Source organism: Aliigemmobacter aestuarii (genome assembly GCF_004799285.1).
GTDB lineage: Bacteria > Pseudomonadota > Alphaproteobacteria > Rhodobacterales > Rhodobacteraceae > Aliigemmobacter > Aliigemmobacter aestuarii.
Genome location: NZ_SSND01000003.1, coordinates 377,888 through 392,801, shown reverse-complemented (window position 1 = coordinate 392,801; position 14,914 = coordinate 377,888). Strand labels below are relative to the sequence as shown.

At 66.2% G+C, this 14,914-nt stretch carries 17 protein-coding genes; 9 read left to right on the top strand and 8 right to left on the bottom strand.

Going from position 1 to position 14,914, the window contains the following annotated elements; genetic code table 11:
• Positions 1-60 precede the first annotated feature (60 nt).
• The 3 genes from E7811_RS13085 to dusB are packed head-to-tail and all read right to left on the bottom strand — an operon-like array spanning position 61 to position 3,505.
• Positions 61-1,425, bottom strand: coding sequence for a response regulator (locus tag E7811_RS13085; RefSeq protein WP_136395092.1), 1,365 nt, complete (start codon positions 1,423-1,425; stop codon positions 61-63).
• On the bottom strand, positions 1,425-2,528 hold the full coding sequence (locus tag E7811_RS13080) for a two-component system sensor histidine kinase NtrB (protein ID WP_136395091.1): 1,104 nt from the start codon (positions 2,526-2,528) through the stop codon (positions 1,425-1,427). The genes E7811_RS13085 and E7811_RS13080 overlap by 1 nt, the downstream gene beginning before the upstream one ends.
• On the bottom strand, positions 2,525-3,505 hold the full coding sequence (dusB, locus tag E7811_RS13075; RefSeq protein ID WP_394345623.1) for a tRNA dihydrouridine synthase DusB: 981 nt from the start codon (positions 3,503-3,505) through the stop codon (positions 2,525-2,527). The genes E7811_RS13080 and dusB overlap by 4 nt, the downstream gene beginning before the upstream one ends.
• A 211-nt stretch (positions 3,506-3,716) precedes the next feature.
• Here dusB and E7811_RS13070 point away from each other — a divergent pair, with 211 nt between their 5' ends.
• From E7811_RS13070 to E7811_RS13060, 3 genes are read left to right on the top strand one after another with little or no spacing between them, the layout of a single operon-like run.
• Entirely contained in the window at positions 3,717-4,871 is a 1,155-nt protein-coding gene (locus tag E7811_RS13070) for a bifunctional 2-C-methyl-D-erythritol 4-phosphate cytidylyltransferase/2-C-methyl-D-erythritol 2,4-cyclodiphosphate synthase (RefSeq protein WP_136395090.1), read from the top strand.
• Positions 4,868-5,365: a phosphatidylglycerophosphatase A family protein gene (locus tag E7811_RS13065; RefSeq protein WP_136395089.1), complete on the top strand. Its 498-nt coding sequence runs from the start codon at positions 4,868-4,870 to the stop codon at positions 5,363-5,365. The genes E7811_RS13070 and E7811_RS13065 overlap by 4 nt, the downstream gene beginning before the upstream one ends.
• Positions 5,365-5,835, top strand: coding sequence for a CinA family protein (locus E7811_RS13060; RefSeq protein ID WP_136395088.1), 471 nt, complete (start codon positions 5,365-5,367; stop codon positions 5,833-5,835). Before E7811_RS13065 ends, E7811_RS13060 begins: the two co-directional genes overlap by 1 nt.
• Before the next feature lie 34 nt (positions 5,836-5,869).
• Here the strand turns inward: E7811_RS13060 and E7811_RS13055 are convergent, their stop codons facing one another.
• Together E7811_RS13055 and E7811_RS13050 are read right to left on the bottom strand one after the other, a co-directional pair.
• On the bottom strand, positions 5,870-6,961 hold the full coding sequence (locus tag E7811_RS13055; protein WP_136395087.1) for an AI-2E family transporter: 1,092 nt from the start codon (positions 6,959-6,961) through the stop codon (positions 5,870-5,872).
• Between the two features lie 3 nt (positions 6,962-6,964).
• The gene (locus tag E7811_RS13050) at positions 6,965-7,423 is read right to left on the bottom strand and encodes a type II toxin-antitoxin system RatA family toxin (protein ID WP_136395086.1); all 459 of its coding nucleotides are present in this window, start codon (positions 7,421-7,423) and stop codon (positions 6,965-6,967) included.
• Positions 7,424-7,519: 96 nt separating this feature from the next.
• On the opposite strand from E7811_RS13050, the gene hpt reads away from it, so the two are divergent.
• The 4 genes from hpt to E7811_RS13035 all read left to right on the top strand — a co-directional run bounded on the left by hpt (position 7,520) and on the right by E7811_RS13035 (position 9,563).
• Complete coding sequence (gene hpt, locus E7811_RS13045; protein ID WP_136395085.1) at positions 7,520-8,074, top strand: hypoxanthine phosphoribosyltransferase; 555 nt, start codon at positions 7,520-7,522, stop codon at positions 8,072-8,074.
• A complete protein-coding gene (locus tag E7811_RS17930) occupies positions 8,071-8,241 on the top strand; it encodes a hypothetical protein (RefSeq protein WP_168733021.1) in 171 nt (56 codons plus the stop codon). Before hpt ends, E7811_RS17930 begins: the two co-directional genes overlap by 4 nt.
• 102 nt (positions 8,242-8,343) lie before the next feature.
• Positions 8,344-9,234, top strand: a complete 891-nt coding sequence (locus tag E7811_RS13040; RefSeq protein WP_136395084.1) for a cytochrome c — start codon at positions 8,344-8,346, stop codon at positions 9,232-9,234.
• A gap of 50 nt (positions 9,235-9,284) precedes the next feature.
• Complete coding sequence (locus tag E7811_RS13035) at positions 9,285-9,563, top strand: N-(5'-phosphoribosyl)anthranilate isomerase (protein ID WP_246020426.1); 279 nt, start codon at positions 9,285-9,287, stop codon at positions 9,561-9,563.
• 63 nt (positions 9,564-9,626) lie between these two features.
• On the opposite strand, the gene lipA is transcribed toward E7811_RS13035, so the two are convergent.
• Complete coding sequence (gene lipA / locus E7811_RS13030) at positions 9,627-10,577, bottom strand: lipoyl synthase (protein WP_168733020.1); 951 nt, start codon at positions 10,575-10,577, stop codon at positions 9,627-9,629.
• Positions 10,578-10,707: 130 nt separating this feature from the next.
• Between lipA and E7811_RS13025 the strand changes: the two genes are divergently transcribed.
• Positions 10,708-11,394: an aquaporin gene (locus E7811_RS13025; RefSeq protein WP_136395083.1), complete on the top strand. Its 687-nt coding sequence runs from the start codon at positions 10,708-10,710 to the stop codon at positions 11,392-11,394.
• Positions 11,395-11,484: 90 nt separating this feature from the next.
• On the opposite strand, the gene E7811_RS13020 is transcribed toward E7811_RS13025, so the two are convergent.
• Positions 11,485-12,600, bottom strand: coding sequence for a DUF6456 domain-containing protein (locus tag E7811_RS13020; RefSeq protein WP_136395082.1), 1,116 nt, complete (start codon positions 12,598-12,600; stop codon positions 11,485-11,487).
• A gap of 211 nt (positions 12,601-12,811) precedes the next feature.
• On the opposite strand from E7811_RS13020, the gene E7811_RS13015 reads away from it, so the two are divergent.
• The gene (locus E7811_RS13015) at positions 12,812-13,105 is read left to right on the top strand and encodes a DUF6477 family protein (RefSeq protein ID WP_136395081.1); all 294 of its coding nucleotides are present in this window, start codon (positions 12,812-12,814) and stop codon (positions 13,103-13,105) included.
• An 87-nt stretch (positions 13,106-13,192) separates the two neighbouring features.
• Here the strand turns inward: E7811_RS13015 and E7811_RS13010 are convergent, their stop codons facing one another.
• Positions 13,193-14,734, bottom strand: coding sequence for a trimethylamine methyltransferase family protein (locus tag E7811_RS13010; protein WP_136395080.1), 1,542 nt, complete (start codon positions 14,732-14,734; stop codon positions 13,193-13,195).
• Between the last annotated feature and the right edge of the window lie 180 nt (positions 14,735-14,914).

Here is a 14,914-nt window from a genome sequence, read left to right as displayed (position 1 = left end):
TGCCATATCTTGTGCGTGCGAGTCCGATGCGACACCAGAAGCACGCCCTATGTTGCAGGTTTACATCAGTTTGCGGCGGCGAGTCACGCGAATATCGAGGTCCGTGATCTTCTTGCGCAGGGTATTGCGGTTGATGCCCAGAAGATCGGCGCAACGGGCCTGATTTCCGGCTGTTGCATCCAGCGCGATCTCGATCAGCGGCACCTCGATTTCCTTCAGGATGCGCTGATAGACGCCGGGCGGGGGCAGCTGGCCGCCATGCAGGTCAAAGTAGCGTTTCAGGTGCCGGGCGACCGAGGACGACAGGCGATCCCCCTCGCCCGCCCCCTTCAGCGGTTCCACATCGGGCATGTGGCCAAGCGCGCCTTCGATCTCGGACCGGGTGATTTCGGGTTCCGACGAGGTGACCATCAGCCGCCGCAGGGTGTTTTCCAGTTGCCGGACGTTGCCGGGCCAGGGATAGGCGCGGACAAGCTCGCGCGCCTCGGACGACAGGCGGCGGATCGTGCCAAGATCGCGTTCGCCGCGCGCCAGGAAATGATCGGCCAGAAGCGGGATGTCATCGACCCTTTCGCGCAACGCGGGCACATGCAGCGTGACGCCCCCCAGGCGATAGAACAGATCCTGCCGGAAGCCCCCGTTTTCCATCAGCCGCGCCAGGTCGATCTGGCTCGTTGCCATGAAGCGCGGCGCGTTGTCGCCCGGCATGTCCAGCATCCGCACGATCCGGCCCTGGGTTTCGTCGTCGTAATCGGCCACCTCGTCAAAGACGAGACTGCCGCCGCGTGCCCGAGCCAGCAAGTTCGCCGGGCCGTCGAGCCCCTGAAGGTCGCTTGCCTGGGCGACCACGAAGGGCATGTTGCGGCGGTCGGAAAAATCGTGGATCGCCCGCGCGATCAGCGATTTGCCGGTGCCCGATTCGCCGGTGACCAGAACCGAGAGTTCGGTGTTCATCACCTTGGCCACCAGCCGGTAAAGCGTCTGCATCGCAGGCGTCCGGCCAACCAGCGGCAAGTCGTCGCCCGCCTCGCGCGGGGCCGGTCCCGCCTTGGGCGCACGGCGCTTGATTTCCAGCGCCTTCGCGGAGCGCTTCATCAGGTCGGGAAGGTCGAAGGGCTTGGGCAGATAGTCGAAGGCCTCGGCCTCGGCCGCCTGGATCGCCGTCATGATCGTGTTCTGCGCCGAGATCACGATGACGGGCAGGCCCGGCCGGATCCGCGTGATCTTTGGCAGCGCCTCGAGCCCATTGCCGTCCGGCATGACCACATCCGATATCACGAGGTCGCCCTTGCCCTCTTCGACCCAACGCATCAGCGTCACAAGCGAGGCGGTGGCGTGCACCTTGCATCCGGCCCGCGTCAGCGCCTGGGTCAGGACGGTGCGGATCGTGCGATCGTCATCCGCGACAAGGACGGTGCCATCCATCAAGTGCTCTCCTTCTTCCTGGGTTCGCGCGGCGCCATCGGCAGCGACACGCGGAACACGGTCCGGCGGGGCACGGAATCCACCGCGATCCAGCCGTCATGTTCGGTGATGATCTTCGACACCAGAGCCAGCCCCAGCCCGGTGCCGTTTTCCTTGCCTGATACGAAAGGCTCGAAGATATCCTCGGCGATGCCCGGCGGCAGGCCCGGCCCGTCGTCGATGACCTCGACCTGAAGCGGCAGGGCGCCGCCACTGCCATCCTTGCGGCGCAGCCGCAGCGACAGGTCATAGAAGGTGTGCAGCCGGATCGTGCCGCCCTCGGGGCCGGCGGCCTCTGCCGCGTTCTTGATCAGGTTCAGGAACACCTGCATCAGCTGGTCGGGATCGGCTAGCGTCGGCGGCAGCGAGGGGTCGTAATCCTCGATAAAGGTCATCTTCGCGGCAAAGCCGATCTGGGCAGACCGCCGCGCGCGGTCCAAAGCGTCGTGGATGTTGACCACGCGGCGTTCCGGCGGGCGCAGGTTGCCGAACTGTTCGACCTGCTCCAGAAGCTTCACGATCCGCCGCGTCTCTTCGACGATGAGATCGGTCAGTTCGCGATCCTCGGGCGTCAGGTTCATCGACAGAAGCTGCGCCGCGCCCGAGATGCCCGCCAGCGGGTTCTTGATTTCATGTGCCAGCATCTCGGCCATGCCGATGGCGGATTTCGCGGCGGTCTTGGCCGCCCCGGCACGGCCGAGCCGGTCGGCGATCTCGCGCGGGGAAAACAGCAGCATCACCACATCCGGATTGTCGGCCATCGGCGCGATCTGGACGGTGCATTGCACCGGCCCCCGGTCGCCCACCGTCACATCGACATCGTTGATGAACAACGCCGACTGGTTCGCGCGGGCGCGGGTGACGGCCTCGTCCAGATTCGCGTCCACCCGCACCCGCTCTTCCACCCGCTGCCCTTTCAGGCTGCGGGCCGAAGCGTTGAAAAACAGTTCCGCCGCCGGGTTGACCTCGATCACCCCGCCCGCCTCGTCGATCAGCACCGCCGGGATCGGCAGCGAGGCCCAGACCACGCCGGGAACCGGATAGGGCTGGCGAAAGCCTTTCATGCGGCCTCCCGTTCGGGGCTGGACAGGGCCGCACGGATCAGGCGGACCACCCGCGCGGGATCCTCCGCCGTCAGCACCGCGCTGCGGCTGTCCTCGCGCCCGGCGGTTTCCAGATACCAGCCCAGATGTTTGCGTGCGACCTTCACGCCAAGGTCGCGCCCGTAGAAGGACAGCATGTCGTCATAATGCCCCGCCACCAGATCGGCCAGCGCCGCGCCTTGCGGGATGACCGGCGCCGCCGTGCCGAAGAGGTCGGCCGCGATCTGTGCCAGCGCCCAGGGCCTGCCCTGCGCGCCCCGTCCCACCATCACGCCGCACGCACCGGAAAGTTCCAGCGCCCGGCGGGCCGTGGCAGCATCGACGATATCGCCATTCGCGATCACCGGCACGCCAACGGCCTCGGTCACCCGGCGGATCGCGGCCCAGTCGGCGCGGCCCTTGTAAAACTGACAGCGGGTGCGACCGTGGATCGTGACCATCCGCACGCCCGCGCCCTCGGCACGCCGGGCCAGATCGGGGGCATTCAGGCAGTCATCGTTCCACCCCAGCCGCGTCTTCAGCGTCACCGGCACATCAACCGCGCCCACGACGGCCTCGATCAGTCTCAGCGCGTGATCGGGGTCCTTCATCAGGGCCGAACCGGAATAGCCTGTCGTCACCTTTTTGGCCGGGCAGCCCATGTTGATGTCGATCACCTGCGCGCCCTGATCGGCGACATAGCGCGCGGCCTCGGCCATCCAGTAGGGTTCGCGCCCGGCCAGTTGCACCGAGGTCGCCTGCTCGCCGAACCCCAGTTCGGCCCTCGCGCGGGCCAGCGGGCGCGCCTGAACCACCTCCTGGCTTGCGACCATCTCGGACACGACCAGACCGGTCCCGAACCGCGACACCAGACGCCGGAACGGCAGGTCGGTGATCCCGGCCAGCGGGGCCAGCAGGACAGGTGGCGAGATCCGGGCAGAGCCAAGCGTGAAGGTCACGATGTCATCCTTTCCATCCCAGCGATAGGCGGGCCGCCGGGGCATTTCCAACGAGGTCATGCCGCAATTCTGTGCGGATGTTCCGCTTTGCATAAAAAATAGGCAGCATCGGCGGAAAATGCCACTGCATTGTCAGACCGTGAACTTCCGCCTATGCAGGGGCATCCCTGCCCCACAACCCCGGGGCGGCGCAAGCGCGGGAAGGTGAGGAATGACCACAGCCGCCATCGTTCTGGCCGCCGGGCGCGGCACCCGCGCGGGCGGCGGGCTGCCGAAACAGTGGCGCGACCTGGCCGGACGGCCCGTCGTGGCCCATGCGCTGGCGGCCTTCGCGCACCTGCCATTCCGCGTCCTGGTGATCCACCCCGAGGATGCCGACCTTGCGCGGGACGTGACGGGGGAGTCGGCGGGGGATTCGGCGGGGGATGCGCTTGTCGTCGTAGGCGGGGCAAGCCGCGACCAGAGCGTGCGCAACGCGCTTGAGGCGCTTCAGGGCCGCGGGATCACCCGTGTGCTGATCCATGACGGCGCGCGCCCCCTGATCGGGCGTGCGCTGGTCGACCGGCTGGTTGCGGCACTCGATCACGCGGCAGGCGCGGCCCCGGCGCTGCCGGTCACCGATGCGCTCTGGCGGGCCGAGGGGGCACGGGTCGCCGGAACCGTCGACCGCACGGGGCTTTTCCGCGCGCAGACACCGCAGGCATTTCATTACGATGCCATCCTTGCCGCGCATCGCGGCCATTCCGGAGGCGCGGCGGATGATGTCGAGGTCGCCCGCGCGGCGGGTCTTGACGTGGCCATCGTTGAAGGCGACGAAGACAACCTGAAACTGACCTGGCCCGCCGATTTCGCCCGGGCCGAGGCGATCCTGAAGGGGCGGCGGCGGATGGACATCAGACTTGGCAACGGCTTTGACGTGCATGCCTTTACCGAGGGCGATCACGTCTGGCTGTGCGGTGTGCGTGTGCCGCATGACCGCGCGCTTCTGGGCCATTCGGATGCCGATGTGGGGATGCATGCGCTGACCGATGCGATCTATGGCGCCCTGGCCGAGGGCGACATCGGCCGCCATTTCCCGCCGAGCGATCCGCAGTGGAAAGGCGCGGCAAGCCACATCTTCCTGCGCCATGCAATCGACCTCGCCGCCGAGCGCGGGTTCTCCCTGGCCAATTGCGATGTCACCCTGATTTGCGAGCGACCGAAGATCGGGCCCCATGCCCTGGCCATGCAGGCGGCGCTGGCGGATATCTTGGGTGTCGATCCGTCCCGCGTGTCGGTCAAGGCGACCACTTCCGAAAGGCTGGGCTTCACCGGGCGCGAGGAAGGCATCGCCGCAATTGCGACAGCAACGCTGGTGCAGGCATGACGCGGGTTCTGACGACATTCTTCGGCGTGGGGCTTCTGCGCCCTGCCCCCGGCACCTGGGGATCGGCTGTGGCCGTCGCCCTGGGGATCGCGATCGACCACCTCTTTGGCTTTCCCGCACTGATGGCTGCGACGATGGTCGTCACGGCACTGGGTTTCTGGGCCTGTGCCAGGGAACTTGCGGGGCGTCCGGGCGAGGACCCGTCCGAGATCGTGATCGACGAGGTCGCGGGCCAGTGGCTGGCGCTGGTCTTTCCCGCCGCGGCCTTCTGGCATCGCGGGGTCGAGGACTGGGCGCTGGATGCCTGGCCCGGCTGGGTTGCGGCCTTTGCCTTCTTCCGGCTGTTCGATATCTGGAAGCCGTGGCTTGTGGGCCGGGCCGACCGGCGCGGCGATGCGCCGGGGGTGATGCTGGATGACCTCTGGGCGGGCCTTTTCGCCGGCGCCGCGACGGTGATCGCCGCCGGGCTCTGGCACGGGCTGATGGGGTTCTGATGGCGGACCCTGCCGCCATCCTCGCCGCCGCGCGCGCCCGTGGCTGGCACATCGCCACCGCCGAAAGCTGCACCGGCGGGATGGTCGCGGCCGCCCTGACCGATATTGCGGGCTCGTCGGCGGTTTTCGACCGGGGGTTCGTGACCTATTCCAACGCGGCCAAGACCCAGATGCTGGGCGTAGCACCCGATACCCTTGCCACCCATGGCGCCGTGTCCGAACCGGTCGCGCAGGAAATGGCGCAGGGCGCGCGCGACCGGGCGGGCGTTGATCTGGCGGTCGCCATCACGGGCATTGCCGGGCCCGGCGGATCGGATTTCAAGCCCGAGGGCCGGGTGTGCTTTGCCATCGCCACGGTGCAGGGTGTCACTGCCGAAACGGTGGAGTTCGGCGCCCTTGGCCGCGACAGGGTGCGCGCCGCCGCCACCCGGCATGCGCTGGCGCTTCTGGCGCGGGCGCTGGAGGCCTGACAGGGCCGCTCGGCCCTTTCACGCCCCGACTGTTTCAGACGCGCCCGTTGTTCGACAGCATCACCGCGAAGGGCCGCGTGAACGAGAACGCCCCCAGAAGCGACACGATGATCACCGTCAGCGGGATCGCCAGGGCCGCGCCCGGCAGGCCCCAGACGGCAAACCAGCAGGCCAGGCTCAAAAGCACGACAAGCGGCGACAGGTTCATCCGCTGCCCGATGACGCGGGGTTCGATCACCGCGCCGATGATGAATTGCAGTGCCGACAGCACGACGACGACCAGCGCCGTCTGCCCAAGGTTCCCGGTCTGCGCCAGCGCCATGAGCGATGGCAACGCCACGCCCGCCGCCGAGCCGAGATAGGGCACGTAATTCAGCAGCCCGATCACGATGGCCCAGAAACCGGCCAGATCGACCCCGAGCCAAAGCAGTGCAACATAAGAGGCGCTGCCCAGAAGGATATTGATCAGCGTCTTGATCGCCAGATAGCCGCCGATCCGTTCGTTGACCTGATGACCCAGCGACAAAAGCCGCTCCACACCTTCCTCGTCATCGAAGGCGATGCGCATCTTGGCCACGATCCCGGTATATTCCACCAGAAGGAACGCGGTGTAGAGGAAGATCAGCGCGACCAGCCCGCCGATATTCGTCAGCGTGAACAGCGTGCCGCGGATGAAGCCCTGCAGATCCACCTGTTCCGACAGAACGCGCGACAGGCCGCCCGACCAAAGCTCGTCCAGCCCGAACCGCAGGTCCAGCCGTTCCACCATGTCGATGATGTTCAGCTGATAGGCCGGGACCGCACGCGCCAGCACCTCGATGTTGGTCCTGAGCTGCAGGAACATCGCCATCAGCGCAAAGACTGCAATCCCCAGCACCACGAAATGCCTGAGCCAGATCGGCGTGGCCCCGATCAGCGGCAGGCGCCCCATCCAGTCCACCGCTGTCCACAGGACGAAGGCCACGACGATGGCGAAGGCCAGCGGCATCAGCACGTCGCGCCCGTTGTAGAGGATCCACACGACCAGTGCGAAGGTTCCCAGCGTGGCGAAGGTGCCAATCAATGCCTCAAGCGGCCAGACGCGCGGCGGTGTCGCCGGCGCGACCGGCCTGTTGTCCTTCATCATCCCTCAGGCTCTCCCCGGGCCGTAGAGTTCTGCGGCGCGCGCCTCGAAGGCACGGACCACCCGCAACATCGCCTCGTTGAACACGACGCCGATGATGCCCTGCAATATGGCATTACGGAATTCGAAATCGACAAAGAATTCGACATCGCACCCGCCATCGGGCCGGTCACGGAACGCCCAGGTGGATTTCATGTATTTGAAGGGGCCGTCCAGATATTCGGTATTTATGCGCATCTGTTCGGGGAAAAGCTCTACCCGGCTGCCGAATCTTTCCCGGAAAACCTTGAACGAGATGACCAGATCCGCCTCAAGCAGTTCGCCCCCATCGATCGGGCGGCGCGACCGGACGCGCGCGGCGGCCGTCCAGGGCAGGAACTGCGGATAGGACGGGACATCGGCCACGAGGTCATACATCTGCCGTGCCGTATAGGGCAGGCGCTTTGTCTCGTGATGTCTGGGCATCGTTTGCCGGTGGTCCTTTTTTCTGCCTAGGCCGATGGTCTGGTGACACTGGGCGGGGTTTTGCGGTAAAGCCTTGCCGGAAATCAAGAGGTCGCCATGCCGCAACGCCCATATGTGATAGATCAGATGATCAGCGCCAAGGCCATCGCCGCCCGTGTCGAAGATCTGGCCACCGAGATCACCGACCATTTCAGGGGAACCGACAAACTGGTCGTCGTCGGGCTTTTGCGCGGCTCGTTCGTGTTCATCGCCGATCTGGTGCGCGAGATCGACCTGCCCGTCGAGGTCGATTTCCTTGAAGCCTCGTCTTATGGCGATGCGATGCATTCCTCGCGCGAAGTGCGCATCCTGAAGGACCTGAGGGGCGAGATCGCCGGGCGCGACGTGCTGGTTGTCGAGGATATCGTCGACACCGGGTTTACCCTGCATCACGTCAAGAAACTGCTTCTTTCGCGCGAACCCCGCCGGCTCGAGGTCTGCGCCCTTCTCGACAAGCCCTCGCGCCGCGAGGTCGACATCAAGGCGACCTGGACCGGGTTCGAGATCCCCGACGAATTCGTCGTGGGCTATGGCATCGATTTCGCGCAGCGCAACCGCAACCTGCCCTACATCGGCAAGGTGCGTTTCGTTGACGAGGCGCCCGCCGGATGAACCCGACCTGGCTTTTGCGGATGAAACGCTGGGTCCGGAACCCGCCCTCGGGGCGGCAGGTGAGGATTGTCGCCGCGATCGTGGCGGCAGGGCTTGTCCTGGCGGGAATCGAATGGCTCTGGGGCTGGCCCGACTGGTTTACGGTGAACAACCTGCGCCGCCCCTGACGTAGCCGGCATGCGGGCCGCATCACGATTTCGATGGTGGACGACCGGCCCCGATTGCCCCATGCTTGAAATGTTTGATCATGCCATTGGGATGACCGGATGATGCGGCGGTTCCTTCTTTTCGGTGTTGCCATGCTGTGCGGCGGCTTTGCGGCCTTCTGGCTTCTGACACAGCCGAGCCCGCTTCCCCCGTCCGTCGTTGCCGGGCTTTCGGGGGATGCCACGCGGGGCGAGGCGGTGTTTCATGCCGCGGGCTGCGCCTCGTGCCACATGGCGCCAGCCGCTGAGGGCGAGGCGAAACTGGTGCTGGCGGGCGGTCAGCGCTTTGCCTCGCCCTTCGGCACGTTCATCGCCCCCAATATCTCACCCGACCCGACCCATGGCATCGGCGGCTGGTCGCTCGAAGAGTTCGCCAACGCGGTGATGGCGGGCGTGTCGCCCGAGGGCGCGCATTACTTTCCCGCCTTTCCCTATGCTGCCTATGGCAAGGCCGAACCGCAGGATATCGCGGACCTGAAGGCCTTCATGGACGGGCTTCCGCCCTCGGCCAGCCCGAGCCAGCCGCATGAGGTGCCTTTTCCCTTCAACATCCGCCGCAGCCTCGGCGGCTGGAAGATGCTGTTCGGGACCGGCGACTGGGTCGTGACGGGCGATCTGACCGAGGCCGAGACGCGCGGCCGCTACCTGGCCGAGGCGCTTGGCCATTGCGGCGAATGTCACACGCCCCGGAATGCGCTTGGCGGCCTCGACCGGTCGCGCTGGCTCGCGGGCGCGCCGAACCCCGACGGCCGGGGCCGCACCCCCAACATCACCCCCGCCGCGCTGAATTGGTCCGAGGCCGACATCGTGGCCTATCTGACCTCGGGCTTCACCCCCGAATATGACAGCGTCGGCGGCCATATGGCCCATGTGGTGGACAACTTCGCGCGTCTGCCCGAAGCAGACCGGCAGGCGGTGGCGGCCTACCTGAAACGCGTCCCGCCGGTGCCGTGACGGGAACAGTCTTAACCCCGGCTTAACCAAGCCCGTTCCAGGATCGGCGGATGAACCAGTTCCGCCATCCGGCCCCGCCCGCGCCCGCTTCCGTCAAGCCCTTTGCCCCGGTCCTTCCGCGAGGCGGCCCGGACAGGTGGATCGCGCTGATCTTCGCCGCGAAATCGGCAAACGGTGGCGTCATCCGACGCAACCGATTCTGGGTCGAGAAAGAGGTCGGCCTCGAACGTTTCGAACTCGAGGTGCGCCGCCGCGGCTTTCACATGCTGGAAGCCGGCAACCAGCTGATCGTGATCTGCCACAACGGGCCGGTGCGTTTCCTGTTCTGACCGCGCAGGCCCGATTTTCTGCGAAAATCGGGTGATTCCGAGTTTTCGCAGAAAACTCGGCCCCTACCCGCGCCCCAGCTTTGCCAGCCGTGCGGCGCGCAGGCGGGCGAAATCCTCGCCCGCGTGATAGGAGGATCGGGTCAGAGGCGTGGCCGAAACCATCAGGAACCCCTTGCCATAGGCCGCCTTTTCATAGGCCGCGAATTCCTCGGGCGTCACGAACCGGTCCACGCGGTGGTGTTTCGGGGTGGGTTGCAGATACTGGCCGATGGTCAGGAAATCCACATCGGCACTGCGCATGTCGTCCATCACCTGCAGGACCGCCTGCCGGTCTTCTCCCAGGCCCACCATGATGCCGGACTTGGTGAACATGGTCGGGTCCAGTTCCTTGACCCGCTGCAACAGGCGCAGGCTGTGGAAATAGCGCGCACCGGGGCGGACCTCGTGATAGAGGCCGGGCACGGTTTCCAGATTGTGGTTGAACACATCGGGACGCGCGGCCACGACGGCCTCAAGCGCCGAAGGCGGGCATTTCAGGAAATCGGGCGTCAGCACCTCGATCGTCGTGTCCGGGCTGCGGTGGCGGACTGCGCGGATGGTCTGGGCGAAATGTTCGGCCCCGCCATCCTCCAGATCGTCGCGGTCGACCGAGGTGATCACCACATGTTTCAGCCCCAGTTCGGCCACGGCATGAGCCACGCGTCCCGGTTCGAACGCGTCGAGTGTCTGCGGCTTGCCGGTCGCCACGTTGCAGAAGGTGCAGCCCCGTGTGCAGATTTCGCCCATGATCATCATGGTTGCGTGGCCGTGGCTCCAGCACTCGCCCACATTCGGGCAACCCGCCTCTTCGCAGACGGTGACAAGCTTCTTTTCCTTCAGGATGTCGCGGGTCTGCTTGTAGCCCTCGGACGTGGGCGCCTTGACGCGGATCCAGGCGGGTTTCTTCGGCTGGACATTGTCGGGCCGGTGCGCCTTTTCGGGGTGACGCTGGTCGGGAAGCTTGAGATCGCGCACGGGAATTTCCCCCTGACGGTTGGCCTGCCGCAGAGATAGGCCTTTCCGGGCGCAATGGCAACCGGACCGGCGGTTCCTGCCTGCGCGCACGTGACTGAGCACGTGACTGAGGACGAGTGAAGGAATGGACATGTTAAAGAAACTGATCGCAGAAGGGCTGGGAACGCTGATCCTCGTGCTGTTCGGCTGCGGGGCCGCGGTGCTGATGGGCGACCATATCGGCATGACGGGCATCTCGCTGGCCTTCGGAATTTCCATCGTTGCCGCGGCCTATGGGCTTGGCGCCATATCGGGCGCGCATCTCAATCCGGCGGTGTCGCTGGGGATGGTCATGGCCTCGCGGATGACGCTGCGCGAATTCGGCCTTTATGCCGTGGCGCAATGTGCGGGCGCCCTGATCGGGGCGACGATCCTGATGGTGATCGCCTCGGGCCAGGCGGACTATACGGTCGCGGTGAACGGCCTTGGCCAGAACGGCTATGGCGAGGGCTATCTGGGCGAATATTCGGTCGGCGCGGCGCTGGTCTTCGAATTCGTGATGACCTTCCTTTTCGTGACCGTGATCCTTGGCGCGACGGGGAATGGCGCGGCACCCGGTTTCGCCGGGCTGGCCATCGGCCTGACGCTTGCGGGAATCCACCTTGTGGGGATCAACGTGACGGGCGTTTCGGTGAACCCTGCGCGCTCTTTCGGGCCGGCGGTCCTGGTCGGGGGCAAGGCGCTGGCCGACCTGTGGCTGTTCATCGTGGCGCCGCTGGCCGGTGGGGCGCTGGCGGGCCTTGTCCACGCCATGGGCTTTACCCGCGCCCCGGCCTGACAACGGGTCGGTTTCTGCGCCAATACCGCTATGAAGATACGAAAACGGGCGCCCCGTGGCGCCCGTTTGCCCCTTTTCCCGCCGCGTCCGTCAGCCGATCAGCGGACCGGACCGCCCGTAGGTCTCGTCGTAATGCCGCCGGAGCCGCTGGAGCGCGATGCGCAGCACGATCTTGCCCGACCGCGCGGCCCAACCCATGCGGCGTTCGGCGGTCTCGACACCCTCCAGAAAGCAACACACCCTGAGCGCCACATCGCCCAGTCCCGGCCCGAGATCGCGCAGCGCGGCCGCCACCCGGTCGCGCGCGGCGGTGGAGCCCCCCTCGCGCGGGCCGCCCGGCTGAAACCCGCCCCGGTCGCCCGCGGTCAGGAAGCGTTCCCAGTTCTGCGCCACCCGCGGCCCCATCTGGGCCAGTTCGAAATCCTCGCGCAGCCGTTCGGCCGCCGCCACCAGATCGGGCGACAGGAAGGGGCGTCCGTCCTTTTCGCGCCGCCGCGCAAGAACCGAAACCGGGCTTTCGGACAGGTTGCAGCGCACCCTCTGACGGCCACCGTCGCCCGAATGGATGTCGCGTTCGGCCATCTCGCGATGCTGGCGGGCAAAAGGCGTTCCCTGATCCGCAAATCCCGGTTGCCCCGACTGCGCCAGCAACCGTTTCAGCGTGACCCGGCCCGAGGCCGTGATCTCGTAGGTCGAAACCCGCCCCGACGCGCGGCAGACGATCCATTCCTTCAGGGCAAAGGCCCGGGCGATGCCCCGGTCCACCACGGCGGTCTGCACCATCTGGCCGCCGCCCGCGGCCTTCAGCACCACCGCCTTTTCAAGATCGGCCGAAAGCGCCAGGACAGCGCCGGGTTCGTTCAGCCTGCGCAGGATGCGCCGGGCCTCGGTGTCGATCGTCGTGCTGTCGGGAAGTGGAGGCATCTTGCGAAGCGTGGCCGTCATGCCGGATCTGTCCTTCTGCTGGGAAATACGGGAATGGCCGCCGGTGATCCGGCCGAGCGCGGTCAACGCCTCGTCCACCAGCGGATCGTCGCGGCGGTTCTCGTATCGGCGTACCTGGCGCAGGATGGTCGAGGCATGCAAACCGGATCGCCGGGCCAGTTCGCGCAAGGGCACGCCGGTTTCCGTATGGCTCAGGTAGGTGCGCACCGGCGCGGGCAACCATCCCGGCAGATCATTGCCCGAGGTATCGCAAACTGGCATGTCTTTCCCCAGTGTCCGGGCCGGAACCGGCCGATTTCGAACAATTCAACCCTTGGTAGCAATTGTTTCCGGTTGGTTAACAAAACCGCTGTTCCCGATAATTGTTTCTAATTCTTAAACAATAAATTCACCACCGCGCGCCACCATCGCCGGTCGCGCAACGCCGGGTTGCACAGGTGCAATCTTCCTGTCGTCAAGAACGGAGGACCAGATGACCCAGTTCCGCACCCTGCTCAACGACCTGCGCCGCCCGGGCCTGTTGATCCGCGCCGCCCGGATCGGCCTTTCGGACTACCGGCGCGACCGCGACCTGCGCCGGCTGATCGGCCTTGGCGGGTCGGAGGGCCCCGAAGCCACCCTGCCCCGGCTTCTGGCCGAAGAGGCGCGGCTTGAAGCCGAACGGACCGGGGGCGAGGCGGGTTATTCCCTCTGCCGGCACATCGACATCCTGATCGCGCTTCTGGCCGAGATGCGGCTCCTGCCCCGCGACCAGACCCCCGCCTGAGACCAAGCCGGAAAAGGCAAGGGGCCCGGAAGACCGGGCCCCTGATCATCAGGCTGAAAGTCGCCCGCCGGCGTTCCGGCGGCACGATCAGACGAAGGCGTCAGGCATCGACCCCTTTTTCCTTGCGACATAGTCGTTCAGCGCGTCTTCGATCGCCGGATCCAGATCCGGCTTCTGGTAATCGCCCAGCATCTTGCGGACGCGTTCGGCGGCAAGGGTTTCCGTATCGCGCGCGCCTTCCTCGTCCCAGGTCTCGAAAGGCTTGTAATCCAGCAGGTCAGACCGCCAGAAGGCCGACTTGAAATTCGCCTGGGTATGCGCGCAGCCGAGGTAATGGCCGCCGGGCCCGACCTCGCGGATGGCGTCCATGCCCTGGCCGTTCTCGTCCATCATGATGCCCTGCGCCAGATGGTGCAACGTGCCCAGCTGGTCGGCGTCCATCACGAATTTCTCGTAGGACGACACCAGCCCGCCTTCCAGCCAGCCACAGGCGTGCAGCATGAAGTTCACACCCGCCAAGAGCGCCATGTTCAGGCTGTTCGCCGTTTCATAGGCCGCCTGCGCGTCGGGCAGCTTCGAGCCGCAGAACGACCCGCCCGAGCGGTAGGGCAGCCCCAGACGCCGCGCCAGTTGCCCGGCGCCATAGGTGATATGGGCAGCCTCGGGCGTGCCGAAGGTGGGCGCGCCGGAATTCATGTCGATCGAGGTCACGAAGGCCCCGAAGATCACCGGGGCGCCGGGGCGCACCAGCTGGCTGTAGGCCACGCCCGCCAGAACCTCGGCCAGAACCTGCGTCAGCGTGCCCGCCACCGTCACCGGGGCCATCGCGCCGCCCACGATGAAGGGGCTGACGATCGCCGCCTGACCGGCCTTGGCGTACACTTCCAGCGCGCCCATCATGGTGCTGTCGAAGGTAAGCGGGCTGTTGATGTTGATCAGGCTCGTCATCACCACGTTCTGATCGACGAAATCCGACCCGAACAGCAGCTTCGCCATCTCGATCGAATCCTCGGCCCGAACGGGTTCCGTCACCGAGCCCATGAAGGGCTTGTCGGACAGCGTCATATGCGCATGCAGCATGTCCAGGTGCCGTTTGTTCACCGCCACGTCGGTCGGTTCGCAGACCGTGCCGCCGGAATGGTGCAGCCATTTCGACATGTAGCCGAGTTTCACGAAGTTCCGGAAATCCTCCATCGTGGCATAGCGGCGGCCACCTTCGCGGTCGCGCACGAAGGGCGGGCCGTAGACCGGCGCGAGCACCAGGTTCCGGCCGCCGATCTCGACGTTGCGGGCCGGGTTGCGCGCGTGCTGGGTGAAGGTCGAGGGCGCGGTGGCGCAGAGCTTGCGCGCAAGGCCGCGCGGAATGTGCACGCGTTCGCCCCGCACATCGGCCCCGGCCTGACGCCAGCGTTCCAGTGCCGCCGGGTTTTCAAGGAAGTTGACGCCGATTTCTTCCAGCACGGTTTCCGCGTTCCATTCGATGATCTGAAGCGCCTCTTCGTTCAGGATCTCGAAATTCGGGATGTTGCGGGTGATGAAACGTGCGGTGTCCAGGCTGACCGCCGTCCGTTCCGCCCGCCGTGCGGCACCGCCGCCCCGTGCCCGCCGTCCTGCTGCCACATCGCTCATGCACTGTCCTCCGGGATCGCGCCCCGCACGGGGCCCTGTCGCTTTCGGCCCTTATGCCGCCAAAGCGACGTCACCCGCAGATCATTTCCGCCGCTTGCCACCCGAAAACGACATGCCCACGGGCTTCGCCCCGCCGCCTTCAACCTGATCGAAATACCCTCCGGGGGTCCGGGGGTGGAA

Excerpts from the sequence above, each read along its gene's own strand:
- E7811_RS13070 (WP_136395090.1), top strand. The coding sequence starts at position 3,717 with ATGACCACAGCCGCCATCGTTCTGGCCGCCGGGCGCGGCACCCGCGCG.
- E7811_RS13085 (WP_136395092.1), bottom strand. The coding sequence starts at position 1,425 with ATGGATGGCACCGTCCTTGTCGCGGATGACGATCGCACGATCCGCACC.
- E7811_RS13065 (WP_136395089.1), top strand. The coding sequence starts at position 4,868 with ATGACGCGGGTTCTGACGACATTCTTCGGCGTGGGGCTTCTGCGCCCT.
- E7811_RS13040 (WP_136395084.1), top strand. The coding sequence starts at position 8,344 with ATGCGGCGGTTCCTTCTTTTCGGTGTTGCCATGCTGTGCGGCGGCTTT.
- E7811_RS13010 (WP_136395080.1), bottom strand. The coding sequence starts at position 14,734 with ATGAGCGATGTGGCAGCAGGACGGCGGGCACGGGGCGGCGGTGCCGCA.
- E7811_RS13060 (WP_136395088.1), top strand. The coding sequence starts at position 5,365 with ATGGCGGACCCTGCCGCCATCCTCGCCGCCGCGCGCGCCCGTGGCTGG.
- E7811_RS13035 (WP_246020426.1), top strand. The coding sequence starts at position 9,285 with ATGAACCAGTTCCGCCATCCGGCCCCGCCCGCGCCCGCTTCCGTCAAG.
- E7811_RS13055 (WP_136395087.1), bottom strand. The coding sequence starts at position 6,961 with ATGATGAAGGACAACAGGCCGGTCGCGCCGGCGACACCGCCGCGCGTC.
- hpt (WP_136395085.1), top strand. The coding sequence starts at position 7,520 with ATGCCGCAACGCCCATATGTGATAGATCAGATGATCAGCGCCAAGGCC.
- E7811_RS13015 (WP_136395081.1), top strand. The coding sequence starts at position 12,812 with ATGACCCAGTTCCGCACCCTGCTCAACGACCTGCGCCGCCCGGGCCTG.
- E7811_RS13020 (WP_136395082.1), bottom strand. The coding sequence starts at position 12,600 with ATGCCAGTTTGCGATACCTCGGGCAATGATCTGCCGGGATGGTTGCCC.
- E7811_RS13050 (WP_136395086.1), bottom strand. The coding sequence starts at position 7,423 with ATGCCCAGACATCACGAGACAAAGCGCCTGCCCTATACGGCACGGCAG.
- E7811_RS17930 (WP_168733021.1), top strand. The coding sequence starts at position 8,071 with ATGAACCCGACCTGGCTTTTGCGGATGAAACGCTGGGTCCGGAACCCG.
- E7811_RS13025 (WP_136395083.1), top strand. The coding sequence starts at position 10,708 with ATGTTAAAGAAACTGATCGCAGAAGGGCTGGGAACGCTGATCCTCGTG.
- E7811_RS13080 (WP_136395091.1), bottom strand. The coding sequence starts at position 2,528 with ATGAAAGGCTTTCGCCAGCCCTATCCGGTTCCCGGCGTGGTCTGGGCC.